The organism is Delftia lacustris (assembly GCF_040267515.1).
Classification (GTDB): domain Bacteria; phylum Pseudomonadota; class Gammaproteobacteria; order Burkholderiales; family Burkholderiaceae_C; genus Comamonas; species Comamonas tsuruhatensis.
The window spans coordinates 4,518,943-4,534,792 of the sequence record NZ_CP141274.1; the positions used below are offsets into that span (position 1 = coordinate 4,518,943).

Consider the following 15,850-nt stretch of genomic DNA (forward strand, 5'->3'; position numbering starts at 1 on the left):
GCTCCTCAAGGGGATACAGCGTCTCTTGGTGTCATCGCCCGGTTACAGCGTAGCCGGGACCGGCGAAGCCTGCGGCTGTTCACGCTCGCGCCTTCTCAGCACCATGCCGCAAACCGCGGGCAGCACAAACAGCGTCAGTATGGTCGCCGTGATCAAGCCGCCGATCACCACGGTGGCCAGCGGACGCTGCACTTCAGCCCCCGTCCCTGTACCGATCGCCATGGGCACGAAGCCCAGTGATGCAACCAGTGCCGTCATGAGCACCGGGCGCACGCGTTCCATCGCCCCTTCGATGACGGCCACATTGGCACTCAACCCCTCTTCCAGGCGCGATCGAATGGCGGAGATCAGCACCAGGCCGTTCAACACCGCGACGCCCGAGACCGCGATGAACCCCACCGACGCCGAAATGGAGAACGGGATGCCACGCAGGGCCAGGGCGAAGACGCCGCCAGCCAAGGCCAGGGGGACGGCTGTCAGCACCGTGGCGGTCAGCGCGACGTTGCCGATCGCCATGTACAGCGCCGCGGCAATCAGCACGAAGCAGGCAGGCACGATGATGGCCAGGCGCTTGGTGGCCGCTTGCAGGTTCTGGAACTGCCCGCCCCACTCGATCCAGGATCCGGAAGGCAGTTTGACTTCCTGTGCGATCCGGGCTGCGGCGTCGTCGACAAAGCTGCCCAGATCACGACCGACAACGTTGGCTTCCACATAGATGCGCCGCTTGCCGTTGTCGCGGCTGACTTCGTTCAGTCCTTGGGTGAATCGGAACTGCACCAGTTGGCGCAGCGGCACCGAGGCACGCGGCTGACCGGAGACCTCGGGCAACATCACGGGCAGCGCGCCCAGCACGTCGAGATTGCCGCGCTGCTCGCCCGGCAGGCGCACGACGATATCGAAGCGGCGGTCCCCTTCGAAGACCTGGCCCGCAGGCTTGCCTGCCAGCGCGGTGGCGACGGTATCGGCGACTTCCTTGACCGTCAGGCCGTAGCGCGCAATGGCCGCACGATCAAAGCTGATATCGAAGGTCGGAAAGCCGGTGGTCTGGGCCACGCGCACGTCCGAGGAGCCCGGCGTCTTGCGCAGCACCGACGCCACGCGCTGAGCGCTGGCGGCAAGCTGATCGAGATCTTCGCCGTAGATCTTGACGGCCACGTCGCTGCGCACGCCGCCGATGAGCTCGTTGAAGCGCATCTCGATGGGCTGTGTCACGTCGTAGTTGTTGCCGACAAGAAACGCCGTTTTCTCGCGGATGCGCTCCACCACCTGCTCCTTGGTCGTCACGCCTTCGGGCCATTCATCCTTGGGTTTGAGGATGATGTAGTTGTCCGACGCATTGGGCGGCATCGGATCGGCCGCCAGGCTGGCCGTACCGGCCTTGGAGTACACGGTCTTGACCTCCGGCAGGCTCAGCACGGCGCGCTCCAGCGGCAGATCGATGGCCGCCGACTGCTCGATGGAGGTCGATGGAATACGGACCGACGACAGGTTCAGGTTTTGCTCATCGAGCGTGGGCATGAACTCGCGGCCCACGAAGGTGAAGGCAAATGCGGCCAGGGCCAGTACCGCGACGCCAGCGCCCACGAAGGGCATGGGGTTCTGAACGGCCCGTGTGAGCAGAGGGCGATAGCGCTGCTTGGTGGCAACGATGATCTTGACTTCCTTCTCCGCGATCTCCTTGCGCAGCAGCACGGCGATCATCGCGGGCACGAAGGTCAGCGACAGCACGAAGGCGGAAGCCAGGGCCAGCATGAGCGTGATCACCATGGGCGAGAACATCTTGCCCTCCACGCCCTGGAAGGTCAGGCAAGGCAGAAACACCAGGAAAATCACCAACTGGCCATAGACGGTCGGCTTGACCATTTCCTTCGATGAGGCGATGACCTCATCCAGGCGCTCCGACAAGGTCAGCAGCCGTCCCTCCTGCTGCTGCCTGTGGGCCAACCGGCGCAATGCGTTCTCCACGATGATGACGGCGCCGTCGATGATCAGGCCGAAATCCAGCGCACCCAGGCTCATCAGATTGCCGGAGATGTGCAAGGAGTTCATGCCGATCGCGCTGAACAGCAGCGACAGGGGAATGACCATGGCGGCAATCACCGCCGCGCGCCAGTTGCCCAGCAAGGCAAACAGGATGACGACCACCAGCACGGCGCCCTCGGTCAGATTGCGCGCCACCGTGGTCACGGTCGCGACGACGAGCTGAGAACGGTCCAGGGTCGGGACGATCACCACGCCCGGCGGCATGGTCTTGGAAATCTCCTTGAGTTTGTCTCCCACGGCCTGCGCCACGGTACGGCTGTTTGCGCCCACCAGCATGAGGGCACTGCCCACCACGGTTTCCTGGCCATCGCGGCTGGCCGCGCCGGTGCGCAGTTCGCCGCCCACGCTGACCTTGGCCACCTGGCCGATGGTGACGGGAACCCCCTGGCGCTGCGCCACCACGGCGCGCGCGATCTCATCGACGGTGCGTATGCGCGCATCGGCACGCACCAGGTAGGACTCGCCCGAGCGCTGGATGTAGTTGGCCCCCACCGAGAGGTTGGCGTCCTCCAGCGCGCGGTTCACATCGGCATAGGAGATGCCGAAGGCCGCCAGTTTGGCCGCGTCCGGCTCCACCAGGAACTCCTTGACATACCCGCCCAGCGAGTCCACATCGGCCACACCCGTTGTCGTGCGCAACTGGGGCCTGACGATCCAGTCCTGCACCGTGCGCAAATACGCGAGTTTGGAGACACGATCCTTGAGCTTCTCGCCCTCGTCGGTGAGGAAGCTACCATCACTTTGCCAGCCCGGTTCGCCGTCCTTGGCGGTGGCGCCCTTGCCTTCGGGATGCTCGAACTCCACGCTGTAGTGGAACACCTCGCCAAGGCCGGTGGACACCGGCCCCATTCGCGGCTCGGCGCCATCGGGCAGGCTGGCCCGCGCCTGCGCCAAGCGCTCGGACACCTGCTGCCGCATGAAATACAGATCGGCATCTTCCTTGAAGATGGCCGTGACCTGGCTAAAGCCATTGCGGGAAAAAGACCGTGTGCGCTCGACACCATTGAGACCCGCCAACGCGGTCTCGATGGGATAGGTCACACGCTTTTCGACTTCCACTGGGCTCAGCGTGGGCACGACCGTGTTGATCTGAACCTGCTTGTTGGTGATGTCCGGCGTCACGTCGATCGGCAGCAGGTTGAGCTGCCAGCCACCGAACACCGCCAGCACCAGGGTCAGAAACAGCACCAACCAGCGCTGCCTGACCGATGCGGAGAGGATTGCGTTGATCATTCGTCGTCTCCGGCGTTCTTCTTGGCCTGCGCCTTGACCAGGAATGCATTGCGCGTGGCAACACGGTCGCCAGCTGCTGCGCCTGAAATCACCTGGGCCACGCCGCCGCTTCGGGCGCCAATCAGCACGGGCTGGGCACGAAAGCCCTGGTCCGTCTTGACGAACAGCACATCGCGCCCATCCAGATTCTGGACCGCGCTTTCTGGCACGGTCAGGCCGGAAGATCCTCCATTGCGGGCATGCAGCCTGACTTGAACGCCCTCGCCCACCACCAGGGCCACCTTGGGCTCGCTGGGCGTCAGCACGACCGTGGCCGCGCGCGAGGCGTTGCTCGCGGTGGGCGTCATGGAGCGCACTACGGCGGCAATGGGGTTGCCACTGGAAGGGATGATGGTGGCCAGCTCGCCGACGGCAATGCGCCCGGCCTCGGCCGGCGTCACAGCGGCCTCGATCTGTAGCGCACCGGGAGCGGCCACGCGAAACAGCTCGGTGTTGGGCGTCACATAGGCTCCGACCACCGCATTCACCGCGGTGACACTGCCGGAAATCGGGCTCACCACGGCAACGGCACGCCCATCCTCCGAGACCTGGGCAGCGCGCGCCACGGAGCTCGCACGCTGCGACTCGGCCTCGGCCACATCCAGCCCCGCTTTGGCGGCTTCCATGTCCTGGCGGGGCGTCACGCCCTGCTGGAAGAGTTCGAGTTCGCGCGCATAGGATTTGCGGGCCAGATCGGCCTTGGCCTGGGCGACGCGGCGGTCCGCCGCCATGGTCGTAGCGTCCAGACTATCGACGGTCGCGAGCACATCGCCAGCCTTCACCGCATCGCCCAACCGCCGTGCCACGCGCTGAATCGTTCCGGTCGCGCGCGCCACCAGAACGGCCTCGCCGCCTGGCGCCGCCGTCACGGTGGCCGGAGCGAGAATCTCCAGGGCCACATCGCCAGGCGTGATCGCTTCCACTGTGATGCCCGCGGCCTGAAGATAGTCATCCGGTATTTGAACCACGCCAGCGGGTGCATCCGACGCGGGAGCAGGGGTCGGCGCCGAGGCAATCGCTGCGACAGGCGCGACCGCGGGCGCAGACTTTCCGATCTGGGCTGCGCCAAAGCCGATCGCGGCGGCGGCACTGGCGACTCCAGCGACCAGCAGCCAGGGGGTAGTACGACGGTTCTCAGTCATTTGATTTCTTCTCCGAAGGCCAGGCGCCCTTCCGCCTGCGCCATTGCCGACAATGCGCGTACGCGCGCCAGACGCGCGCCAATGGTGGATCCGCGTGCCTCCGACAGGGCCCGGCGGATCACGAGCAGTTCCACCAGGGAGGTTTTGCCCGCTTCGTAGCCAACGCGGCCGAGCCGATATGCTTCATTCGCCGCAGCCTCGCCCGTCGATGCCGCCGTCAACCGCTGGTCGGCCGCCTGCACTTGCGCCAACGCCGTGCGCAGATTGGCCTGAGCCAGCAAGCGAGCTTCCTCCAGCCGGGACTCGGCGGCGATGACGCGCTGCTGCGCGGCAGAGATGCCGCCCGCATTGCGATCGAGCAGAGGAATCGTTGCGCTGACGCCCACGACATAACCGCTTTGGCTGGACCAGGCATAACGCCGCACGCCCGCACTGACACCGATTTCAGGCACCCACCTTTTTTGCTCGACGGTGACTTGTGCCTGAAGCGCATCACGCTCCGCACGGGCGGTGACCACCGAGGGTGCTTCCTGTACCGACGAGGCAGGACTGTCGTTGGCCGCGTTCAGCAGCGTGCCGCTGACCCCTGAGTAGGCGATGTCCGATCCGACGAGCGCGGACAGACGCTCCAACGCCTGCGTGAGGTCGGCCGCGCTCGCTTGCGTATTCGCCTGCGCGGCCGCCACGCTCGCCTGGGCCTGTGCCAACCTCAGTTGCGCTTCCTTGCCCGCTTTCACCTGGGCCTGTGCCACGCCCAGATCGTCTTTGGCACGCGCCAAATCTTCCTGTGCCAGTTGCCGTAGTGCCTGGGCCGCTTCCACCGAGGCATAGGCCACGGCAAGGCCCGCGGCAAAATCGACCTGGGCCTGGTGACGGCGGGTCTGCGCCAATCTGAGATTGCGCTCGCCGGCCTCGATGCGAGCGGCCCGCTTGCCAAACACTTCCAGGGGCTGGGTAACGGTGTAGGTATTTTGGCGCTGGCTTTGGCCGCCGCTGGCCGGTGCGCCCAGATTTTCAAAGAGCGTGTCCACTCGCGGGTTGAGCAAGGCCCTGGACTGTTGCGCATCCGCAGCGGCAGCGCCGACATTGGCTTGCTGCTCTGTCAGCGCAGGCGCTTGCGACAGTGCCTGTGCCAGCAACTGGGCATAGATCGGCGCGTCAGCCGCGTTCGCATGGGCAACGCCCAACATGGCCACGCCAAGCGCCACGATGGCGCGTCGATAGGGGAGAACGGGAATGATGGCGAGCCTCCTTTCAGGCAGTCGGCACTCCAGCGTTTGTGGAGGAGTCAACTAGGAATACGGCGCTGCCCGCATCTCCCCCTCGTTCTCAAACAAAAAAATTTACGACAAAGATGTGCCGTCCCTGTGCCGCCTTCCACGCGCCCAAGAACGAGAGCGACTCAGGCGCTGCTACCGCGCGAAATCAGCAGGGTCAGCTTGCTGCGCGCCCGAGTGAGGCGGCCTTCAAGCGCCTTGAGGGTGACGCCCAGGGCGGCTGCGGCCTCGGGCTGGGTGAGTCCCACAATACCGGTCAGGACGATGGCCTCTCGCTGGTCACGCGGCAGCAGAGAGAGTGTCTGGGTCACTTTGGCCAGTTCCCTGCGGGCGGCCGTTGCGCGCTCCGGACCAGGCGCGGGATCCGCTTGCTCGGGCGTGTCCGGGCTGAGCAGATCCAACGCGCCGAACAGGAAATTCCGTACCTTGCGGAAGCGGTACAGATCCCGCATCTTGTTCATGGCGATGCCGAAAAGCCAGGCGCGAAAGAGACGGGATTCATCGTAGTCGCCCAGGGCTTTCCAAACGGCCAGGAACGTCTCCTGGGTCACGTCATCAATGTCGGTGTCAGGAATGCCAAAGCTGCGCGCGGCCTGCGTCACCGCTGCGCCATAACGGTCAACGAGTACCTTGAAGGCACGCTGATCGCCCTGCGCCGCGCGCTTGGCCAACACAGCGTCCGAATCCGAGGCAATCACTGCGAACCACGCCGAAGCGCTTCCACCAATACGTTGTCGTACGCCGGCCGATGCTCGGGCTTGAGTCCGGCCCGCATCTCGAAAACGTGCACGAGCGTGGCGCGCTGCAGATCTCCAGCGGCTTTCTCCACTTCACGAATGGCGGACTCGACCTCCGGCGACCAGGAGGGATTTTTGGAGATCGCTTCGGCCAACTGGCCATTCGCGGCACGCAAGCGCTTTTCTATCTCCTGGCGCCGCTCCGCAAATGCCTGCTCTTTGGTCTCCAGGATTTGCTTTTCATTGGCGTCCAGGGGGACAGCGCGATGCAACATCTCGTGGAGATCCGTCTCGGGTCGCGGCGCATTGTGCCGAACCATGACAATCGCCCCGGCCACCAGTACGCCGACCAGAGCCCCAGCAATCGTCGCCAACGCGAAACGTCGTAGTCGATGGGCCATCATTCCCCCACGAGCAAGCCGAACGGCGAGGCCGCCGGCGGTGCAGAAATCCAGGTGGCCACGGGCTGCTCCCATGCCTTGGCGGCAATCGAGTCCAGCCCGGCGAGGGCCACTATCGCGGCAACGGCGGCGCACAACATGGCCAACCGGGCATCGTGTCTGGCCAGTGCCAAAGCTGAGGACGCGGGCGAGGTGCTCGCGCTGATCCGCTGCAAGACCTTGTCGCTATTGACAGGTGCATCGGCATTTTTGGTCAGGTTGGCTGCATCTGCGAGCCACTTGTCTATGTCCACCATGGCAGACCTCCTTTGGAGCTGTTCATCTCTCTATACGGCTGCGAAGCAATTTCCCCTCGGAAAATATGCAAATCTCTGCCAAAAGCTTAAGCGGCGTTGCCCTTGGCCGCCAGTTGCCTTGCCGGGGGACTGCGGCACGGAATACAAGACGTGTAAAGCATGGGGGCACGTCCCCGCTTTCCCGTGCGCCTGGGCTACACTGCGCGGCAATATGTTTCGCCGCCTGATCGTGCTTGTCCAAGTATGCTGCCTTTGCTGGCAGTCCTTGGCCTTTGCGGGAGCCGGCGTCGCGCTGGCCCCATCGGCGGAAGAGGCGCATGCGCTCATGCACTTCGCAGGCGAGGCGCATCACCATGATGACCACGAGCACGCGCCCTCGCAGGATGACGCCGTCGCCGGCAGCCAGCATGCCGCAAGCGATGCAGGCATTTTCTCTCCGGCACTCGTGACCGTCATCCAGGGACATCCGCAGTTGGATGCCTCGTCGGACTACGCAGGTGCCTTGTACGGCAAACGGGTGAATCCCTTCGTGCAAGGCCTGGAACGCCCCCCCAAAACCTTTTCCTGACCCGGTCCGGAGTGTGCCGCTGCTGACGGCTGTGCTGTCGCGCGCATGCTCCATTGATGGCTCGTGACGGCCTGTCCATGCGCCCTGCGCCGTTGGACGGCGCCGCGCTTACCGATTCAGGAAAATGTTGAAACTCCCACCATGGTGTGTGCCATGGCTCGCTGCGCGCGTTTTCGCGGGCAGCGCGCTGGGCTGCGCCGCGAACGCCCAAACCACACCGCTACCCCCGCCTACCGTGGCAAGCGCGCATGCGCAGGAGCACGTGACACTGGCACAGGCCCTGGAGGCCGCGTGGCGTCGCTCATTGGATGCCACACAAGCCTCTGGCCTGCAACAACAGGCCTTGGCCAACCAATCGGTCGCCGACAACTGGCTTGCAGCGGCCCCATCTCTGCTTCTGGCACAGCGGGAGCCCTCCAGTGCTCGCACCGGTGATGCCAGAGAAACCGAGGCCGGCTTGGCCCTGCCCTTGTGGCGTCCCCGGCAGCGTCGTATCAGCGCCTTGGCAGCACAGACAGACCAGGTCTGGGCGCAGGCCTATGCCGACGCGGCGCAATGGCGGCTGGCCGCTCAGGTGCGTGAATTGGCCGGCCAGCTCGAAATCGCCACCGCCCAACTGCGGCAGGCTGAGGTGCAGCGAGAACTGCTTACGGGACTTGCGAACGATGTCGCACAGCGCGTCAGCGCAGGCGATTTGGCACCCTCCGATGCCCTGGCCGCACAGGCAGAACTGTTGGCGGCCCAGTCACGGGCAGCAGAACTGCAACGCGAGCGGCAGGCACACCAGTCCAATTGGCTGTTGCTCACCGGATTGCATGCGTCGGCTGAGCTCGACATGCCACGCACAGGCGCCCGCGATCTTTCCGAGCACCCGGAAATGATTCTGGCGGACATCGCTGTACAGCGTGCCCGGCAACGCGTCGAACTCGTGCAGGCCCAACGCGGCGCGCAGCCCGAGCTGGGCGTCAGCATCAGGCAGGAACGGCCCGGGCAAGGCCAGCCCCGGCAGAACAGTCTCGCGGTCTCGATCAAGCTGCCCATCGGCACCCAGGGCTACAACCAGCCGGCAATGGCCGCGGCGGTTGCACAACACGACCTGGCGCTGACCGCACAACAGCGCACGCAGTTGCAGTTGCTGTCCGAGTTGGAACTGGCTACGCGCGCGCTCGAAAGCAGCCAGGCCCAGGCCGATACCGAGATGGCCCGGGCCAAGCTGCTGGGGCAGCGGGCTCAGCTCTTGCGCAAGTCTTTTGATGCCGGCGAAACGGCCCTTCCTGAACTATTGCGCGCGGTCGCCGCCGCGGCACAAGCCGATGCGGCCGCGACCCGACAGACCACAGCGCTGGCCTTGGCCCAGGCACGCGTTCATCAAGCACAAGGAATACTCCCATGACCTCCACCCAAGCCTTCAAGCGATGCATCGCTTGCCTGTCCAGCCTTCTGTTTTTCATGACCACCAGCCTGGTCCAGGCCGCGCCAGGGGCGCATGGCCCGAACGGCGAGCATCTGGACACCGTTCAGCAAAGCGCCGGTGGCCAGGCAAGCGCTCCGCGTCTGGATGCGAAATCCGAACTGTTCGAGCTGGTCGCTACCTTGAGTGACGACAAGCTGTCCATCCTGATCGACCGCTTCGATACCAACGAGCCCGTGCTGCGCGCGTCCGTGGAGGTCGAGTCGGGCAACCTCAAGGCGCCGGCAACGTTCCACGAAGACCTCGGCGACTACCGGGTGGAAGATGCACAACTGCTCAAGCAGTTGCGCGAGCCCGGTGAGCATCCCCTGGTGTTCACGGTGAGCGCTGGCTCGGACAGCGACTTGCTCGATGGCGTTTTGCGCGTCAGCCCCGTGGCCGCAGGCACAGCGACCGAAGTCCACGGCCACATGCATGGCGAGCCTTCGTGGCTGCGCTGGATCTTTGTGGTGCAGGCGTTCATCGTGGTCGGGATACTGCTGTCCTGGCGCGGTCTGGCACGGCGCAAAGCCATGTTTGACGGAGGGAAGGTATGAGCTACCGTCCCACGGCCCTGGCACTCGCCTTGTTGATGGGGTGGCCGGCCTGGGCCGCGCCTGGAGCCCATGGCCCCAACGGCGAGCATCTGGATCAGACCAGCGCAGTCAGAGGCAACGGCTTGGCGCGCCTGCCCGATGGCAGCGTCAATATTCCCAAGCTGGCGCAGCGCCGAATGGGACTGAGAACCGTGTCGGCCCCGGAGACCCAGGCGGCCGCGACCGTCCAGTTGCCGGCGCGAATTGTCGCGGACCCCAATGCCAGTGGCATGGTCCAGGCCGCGCAAGGCGGCAGGATCGAGCCAGGCCCCAATGGTCTTCCCCTACCCGGACAGTCGGTGCGCCAGGGCGAGACCCTGGCATGGGTGCGCTATCAGGCGGACCCCTACGCGCAGGCAAGCCAGCAAGCGCAGCGAGCGGAGCTGAGAGCCAGCCGTGAACTGGCTGAAAAGCGCCTTCAACGCCTGCAATCGCTGGAAGGCTCCGTGCCTAGAAAGGAAATCGAGGCAGCTCGAATCGAGTCCGAGTCATTGCGGCAACGCGAGAATGCCGTGGGCGCAAGCCTGCAAGCGAGAGAGGCGCTGCGCGCGCCGATCACGGGCGTCATTTCCAGAGTGGACATCAAGGCCGGACAGATCGTCAGCAGCCGGGAATTGCTGGTCGAGGTGGTGTCGCCCTCGCGGCTCATGGTGGAGGCCACCACCCCGGACGTCGCTCTCGCTGCACGCATCGACAAAGCCAGTCTGGCTGGCATCGAGGGCCTGGAGCTGAGGTTGGTGGGCGCGGCACGTGCACTGCGCGATGGCGTGCTGCCCCTGACCTTTGTGATTCGGGCCCGTGACGCTGCGCCGGCGGTCGCCATTGGACAGTCCGTGACGGTGATCGCGCAGCTCGACACGCAACGCAAAGGCATTGTCTTGCCTGCGGATGCCGTCGTCCGGGGCGCCGCCAATGAACCCGTGGTGTGGATCAAGAGCGGCTCGGAGCGCTATCTCCCGCAGCCGGTGCAGGTCCAGCCCTTGGACAGCCACAGCGTGCTGGTCACGCAGGGTCTTGCTGCTGACAACCGCGTCGTGGTCCAGGGCGCTGCGCTCATCGCTCAGATCCGCTGAACGGAGCCACCCACCATGTTCAATTGGATCGTCAGGTACAGCCTGAACAACCGGCTTTTCGTGCTCGCCTTTGCGGCGCTTCTCATGGCCTACGGCGCCTTCACGGCATGGCGCACGCCGGTCGATGTGTTCCCCGACCTGAACAAGCCCTTGGTCACCGTGCTCACGGAAGCCGGGGGAATGGCGCCCGAGGAAGTCGAGCAACTGGTCAGCTTCTCCATTGAGACCGCACTCAACGGCATGCCCGGCATCACGCGGGTGCGCTCCACGTCCAGCATCGGCCTGTCGATCGTGTACGCGGAATTCGACTGGGGCACCGACATCTACCGCAATCGCCAACTGGTGGCCGAACGGCTGGCCCAGTTGCGTGAGCAACTGCCCCAGAGCGTCACACCCATCATGGGGCCCGTGTCCTCGATCATGGGCGAGGTCATGCTGATCGCCCTGAAGCTGTCCGCCGAGGAAGGCGCTGCCTCGGCCATGCAGGCGCGCGAGTATGCCGACTTCGTGCTGCGGCCACGGCTGCTCGCCATTCCAGGCGTATCCCAGGTCATTCCCATCGGCGGCGATGTGCGTCAGTTGCGGGTAGAACCCGATCCCGCGCGCATGGCCCAGCTCGGGGTGTCGCTGACCCAGGTCGAACAGGCGCTGCGCGGCTTCGCCAGCAACGCGGGCGGCGGCTTCATCGACATGAACAGCCGCGAATACCTGATCCGGCACATTGGCCGCACCAACAAGGTCGAGGACCTGCAAGGCATCGCCATCGCCTGGAAGGATGGCCGGGCCGTGCTGCTGCACCAGGTGGCCCAGGTCCGCTACGCACCCGGCCTCAAGCGTGGAGACGCGGGCTACATGGGTTCCCCTGCCGTGATCGTGAGCGTCCAGAAGCAGCCGGCAGCCGACACCGTGCAACTGAGCCGGCAGATCGAGGCCGCGCTGGACGAGCTCAAGCCAGGCCTGCCCAAAGGCTTGGGACAGCCCCAGGTGCTGTTTCGCCAAGCGGATTTCATCAATTCATCGATAAACAACGTGACCGAGGCGCTGCGTGACGGCGCCATCATGGTGGCGATCATCCTGTTCGCCTTCCTGATGTCGGCGCGCACCACCCTGATCTCGCTGACGGCCATCCCCCTGTCCCTGGCGGCGACGGCCCTGGTATTCCGGCTGCTGGACCAATCCATTAACGTCATGACGCTGGGCGGCCTGGCCATCGCCATCGGTGAACTGGTGGACGACGCTGTGGTGGACGTGGAAAACATTCTCAGGCGCCTGAAGGAGAACCAGTTGCGGCCCCAGCCCAGACCGGTTCTGGAAGTGGTGCGACAGGCCAGCGTGGAGGTGCGCTCGGGCATCGTCTATGCCACGGTGATCGTGGTGCTGGTGTTCGTGCCGCTGTTCGCCCTGCCGGGCATCGAAGGCCGCCTGTTCTCTCCTTTGGGCATCGCCTACATCGTCTCCATCCTCGCCTCCATGCTGGTATCGATGACGGTCACGCCCGCACTGTGCAGCTACCTGCTGCCACGCATGAAACGCCTGGGCCACGGCGACAGCCCGCTGGTCACCCGGCTCAAGCGCTGGGATGCCAGGCTGCTGGCCTGGTCCTTTCCCCGGGCCAAGGCACTGATCGCTGCCGCTGCCGTCTGCGTGGCGCTCGCGGCAGCGAGCGTGCCGTTCTTTCCCAGGGCCTTTCTGCCGGCCTTCAATGAAGGCTCACTGGTGCTGTCGCTGATGTTCAACCCCGGCACTTCGTTGGCCCAGGCCAACCGCATGGGCGCCCTGGCCGAAACCCTGATCAGCCAGGTGCCCGGCGTGACCCAGGTCGGCCGGCGCACCGGCCGGGCCGAACTGGACGAACATGCCGAGGGCGTGCATTCGGCCGAGATCGACGTGGACCTGCGCCGCGACGGCGAACCCGTGGACCGGGAAACCATCATGGCGCAGATCCGGACGCAGTTGGCCTCGCTGCCCGCTCAGGTCGCCATCGGCCAGCCCATCTCGCACCGACTGGACCATCTGCTGTCCGGCGTGCGCGCGCAGATCGCGCTGAAGATCTACGGCGACGACACCGACACCTTGCGCGCCGTGGCCGAACAGATGCGCCAGAACCTGTCCGGCATTGCCGGGCTGGTGGACCTGACCGTCGAAAAACAGGTGCTGGTGCCGCAAGTCATGGTGCGGCTGGATCAGGCACGCCTGGCCCAGACCGGGCTGTCGCCGGGTGAAGCCATCCGTGTCTTGCAGGCGCTGACCGATGGCGCGCACGGCGCGCAACTGGTGGATGGCAACCGTCGGTATGAACTGGTGCTGCGGCTGCCCGATGACAAGCGTGGTCCGCTGGACCTGGCGCGCACCCTGGTGGACACGCCCGCAGGCCGTTTGCCGGTATCCAGCTTCGCCAGCGTCGAGGAATCCGATGGCCCCAATCAGATCGGCCGGGAGAACGGACGCCGACGCATCGTGGTCTACGCCAATACCGACGGCTCGGACATGGGCCGTGTCATTGCCGACATCCGCGGCGTTATTGCGCGGACCACGCTGCCGCCGGGCGGATTTGTCAGCCTGGAAGGCCAGTTCCAGGCACAGGAGCAGGCCATGAACCTGATCCTCGGCCTGTCCCTGGTGTCCCTGACCATGATGTTCCTGGTGCTGTACTCGCGCTATCGCTCGGCCGTGCTGGCGACCGTGATCATGGCCAACATTCCCCTGGCGCTGATCGGTAGCGTGGCGGCGATGTGGATCAGTGGCGTGAGCCTGTCCGTGGCCACCATGGTGGGATTCATCACCTTGGCCGGTATCGCCACGCGCAACGGCATTCTCAAGATCAGCCACTACATCAACCTGTGCCGCTTCGAAGGCGAACACTTCAGCCAACCCATGATCGTGCGCGGTTCGCTGGAGCGCCTCACCCCGGTGTTGATGACCGCCCTGGTCGCCGCCTTTGCGCTCACGCCCCTGCTGCTGGCCGGCGATGCCCCGGGCAAGGAGATCCTGCACCCCGTGGCCGTGGTGATCTTCGGGGGACTGGTCAGCTCCACCCTGCTCGACACCTTGTTGACGCCGCTGCTTTTCTGGCTGCTGGGCCGCAAGCCCACCGAACGTCTGCTCGCGCAAGCTCAGGACGCCACGACGGCCGTCCACAGCCAGGAAGCCTTCTGATTTGGAAACCATGGGCTCAGCGGTGCCGCCCACAAGCGCACCGCACTTGAATCGGAGATTGAAATGTTGAAAACCAAGCACGCTGTCCAGATCGCCCTGCTGGCACTGAGCGCCGCCACCATGAACACGGCCCTGGCCCACGGCGCAGGCACACCTCGCCACGGTGGCGTGGTCCAAGTGGCCAACGACGTGAACTTCGAGCTGGTGGCCGAAGCCGACGGCGCCGCGATCTACCTGGTGGACCACGACGAACCCATGCCTTCACAAGGCATTTCGGGCAAGCTCACCGTACTGCAGGGGAGCCAGAAAAGCGAAGCGGACATCAAGGCCGTCGGAGACAACAAGCTCAGCGCCAAGGGTGTGAAGATTGCAAGCGGCGCCAAGATCGTGGCCGTCCTCAACAACGTGGATGGCAAAGCGGTGACGGTGCGCTTTAGCGTGAAATGAGACCTTTGTGACCAACACCATGCCTCGCCTCTGTAGGCTGGTGGCCCTGCTCAGGGGCTGCACTGCATAGCCACCTGGCCTTCATCTGAGCAGTTCGCCCCGAGGGTGTCGATCCTCTTTTGGGATCCGAGCAGGGACGGTATCTCACGGTAACCGCCCTGCTCTCCAACACAGACACTAGGGTTGCTCAGTCCGCGCACGCTCCCGACCAGTGGCCTGAGTTGAACTCGGCGCAACATTCGCCATACCCAGCGTGCTGGCTGGCACCTTCGGCTTGCCTAAAAACCTCCACATCTTGTCGACTGAGAGTCCAGTGCTCGCAACACGATGACGCATCGAAGCTGAGTCAGCCCCATGCAAGGTTGATAATCGCTTAACGAGCCCGCTGTGGTGCTCGCACGCCAGCAACCAAGGTATGAATATGAACTTGACTGAGCTTCTTGCCGCCAAGGCCGCCCTCGAAGCAGATATTGCAAAAGCCAAAAAAACAGAGGCCGCAGTCGCACTGCGTCGAGTCCAAGAACTAGTGACCGAGTTCGGTTTCACGTCCCAGCAAGTTTTTCCGTTGCTGCCTGAAAAAGCAAAGAATCAAGGTGTGGCCAAGTACCGGAACGAGGCTACAGGGGCCACATGGACAGGTCGCGGCAAGCCTCCTGCATGGATTATTGGCAAAGATCGCAGCGAATTTCTCATTGCCGAACACTCTTCACCAGACGGCCCCTTCCTCGCAGAAATGGCCGCGGCGGCAGTACGAAATCGGTCCTAGGCAGCGATCCACATAGCTCTTTTTTTCAATTCCGAGCAGTGCTCGATGCTCGCGACACACTGCATACAGCTAACGTTATTCCACTATACCCATATCCCTCAATTCGAGGGATATGGGTATTTCACCGATCGACACAATAAACTCCTGCACATTACCTGCAATCTTGGCCAGGTATGCCTAGGCCTGCTATCAGAGCTTCACCCCTGCTCGACGAGTGATCGCTCCTCAGAATGGCACGTCAATTAATACTAATTCCTGGAGAATTCTGCGAGCCATACCATTTCTGGTCACGTGAATCTCGCGAAATAGCCGGCAACCTAATAATAGAACACTTAAATATTCAAATAATTTTTATATAACCCAGGATGATGACACGGATGCCACAATATGGCAAACATACTCATACCCAGGAAAATTCAATTCAGAAGCCGCCGAATCTATTAATGCATTTCGCATGCTGACGGTTGGATTTATCGTTACCATAATCCGCTCCTCAAATCATCGTAAAACTACAATAAATACAAAGAACATCTATCGAACATTTATCGCACAAAAAGTACGCAATGATATTCACACAATATTGCAAAAATATATTTCAATGCTTAAAATTCACCAATAACATATAT

The 15,850-nt window shown here is 63.8% G+C and carries 13 protein-coding genes; 7 read left to right on the forward strand and 6 right to left on the reverse strand.

The features are described from left to right. Positions 1-42: 42 nt before the first annotated feature. From U6958_RS21975 to U6958_RS22000, 6 genes are all read right to left on the reverse strand, one after another. Entirely contained in the window at positions 43-3,276 is a 3,234-nt protein-coding gene (locus U6958_RS21975; RefSeq protein WP_074923416.1) for a CusA/CzcA family heavy metal efflux RND transporter, read from the reverse strand. Next, complete coding sequence (locus tag U6958_RS21980) at positions 3,273-4,457, reverse strand: efflux RND transporter periplasmic adaptor subunit (protein WP_074923417.1); 1,185 nt, start codon at positions 4,455-4,457, stop codon at positions 3,273-3,275. The genes U6958_RS21975 and U6958_RS21980 overlap by 4 nt, the downstream gene beginning before the upstream one ends. Continuing rightward, entirely contained in the window at positions 4,454-5,647 is a 1,194-nt protein-coding gene (locus tag U6958_RS21985) for a TolC family protein (protein ID WP_083393667.1), read from the reverse strand. The genes U6958_RS21980 and U6958_RS21985 overlap by 4 nt, the downstream gene beginning before the upstream one ends. 212 nt (positions 5,648-5,859) lie before the next feature. Then, positions 5,860-6,408 (reverse strand): RNA polymerase sigma factor, encoded by a 549-nt coding sequence (locus U6958_RS21990; RefSeq protein WP_074923433.1) that lies wholly within the window; start codon positions 6,406-6,408, stop codon positions 5,860-5,862. 20 nt (positions 6,409-6,428) lie between these two features. Beyond that, positions 6,429-6,875, reverse strand: coding sequence for a periplasmic heavy metal sensor (locus U6958_RS21995; RefSeq protein ID WP_074923418.1), 447 nt, complete (start codon positions 6,873-6,875; stop codon positions 6,429-6,431). Next, positions 6,872-7,168, reverse strand: coding sequence for a CnrY/NccY family anti-sigma factor (locus U6958_RS22000; protein ID WP_046238791.1), 297 nt, complete (start codon positions 7,166-7,168; stop codon positions 6,872-6,874). Before U6958_RS22000 ends, U6958_RS21995 begins: the two co-directional genes overlap by 4 nt. Before the next feature lie 211 nt (positions 7,169-7,379). Here U6958_RS22000 and U6958_RS22005 point away from each other — a divergent pair, with 211 nt between their 5' ends. From U6958_RS22005 to U6958_RS22035, 7 genes are all read left to right on the forward strand, one after another. After that, a complete protein-coding gene (locus tag U6958_RS22005) occupies positions 7,380-7,736 on the forward strand; it encodes a hypothetical protein (RefSeq protein ID WP_143044665.1) in 357 nt (118 codons plus the stop codon). A 262-nt stretch (positions 7,737-7,998) separates the two neighbouring features. Beyond that, entirely contained in the window at positions 7,999-9,129 is a 1,131-nt protein-coding gene (locus U6958_RS22010; protein WP_143044666.1) for a TolC family protein, read from the forward strand. Next, on the forward strand, positions 9,126-9,743 hold the full coding sequence (locus tag U6958_RS22015; protein WP_074923421.1) for a hypothetical protein: 618 nt from the start codon (positions 9,126-9,128) through the stop codon (positions 9,741-9,743). Before U6958_RS22010 ends, U6958_RS22015 begins: the two co-directional genes overlap by 4 nt. Then, positions 9,740-10,855: an efflux RND transporter periplasmic adaptor subunit gene (locus U6958_RS22020; protein ID WP_074923422.1), complete on the forward strand. Its 1,116-nt coding sequence runs from the start codon at positions 9,740-9,742 to the stop codon at positions 10,853-10,855. The genes U6958_RS22015 and U6958_RS22020 overlap by 4 nt, the downstream gene beginning before the upstream one ends. A 15-nt stretch (positions 10,856-10,870) precedes the next feature. After that, positions 10,871-14,011, forward strand: a complete 3,141-nt coding sequence (locus U6958_RS22025) for an efflux RND transporter permease subunit (RefSeq protein ID WP_074923423.1) — start codon at positions 10,871-10,873, stop codon at positions 14,009-14,011. Between the two features lie 63 nt (positions 14,012-14,074). Next, positions 14,075-14,458 (forward strand): hypothetical protein, encoded by a 384-nt coding sequence (locus U6958_RS22030; protein ID WP_074923424.1) that lies wholly within the window; start codon positions 14,075-14,077, stop codon positions 14,456-14,458. A 415-nt stretch (positions 14,459-14,873) separates the two neighbouring features. Beyond that, the gene (locus U6958_RS22035; RefSeq protein ID WP_074923425.1) at positions 14,874-15,224 is read left to right on the forward strand and encodes an H-NS family nucleoid-associated regulatory protein; all 351 of its coding nucleotides are present in this window, start codon (positions 14,874-14,876) and stop codon (positions 15,222-15,224) included. Positions 15,225-15,850 lie beyond the last annotated feature (626 nt).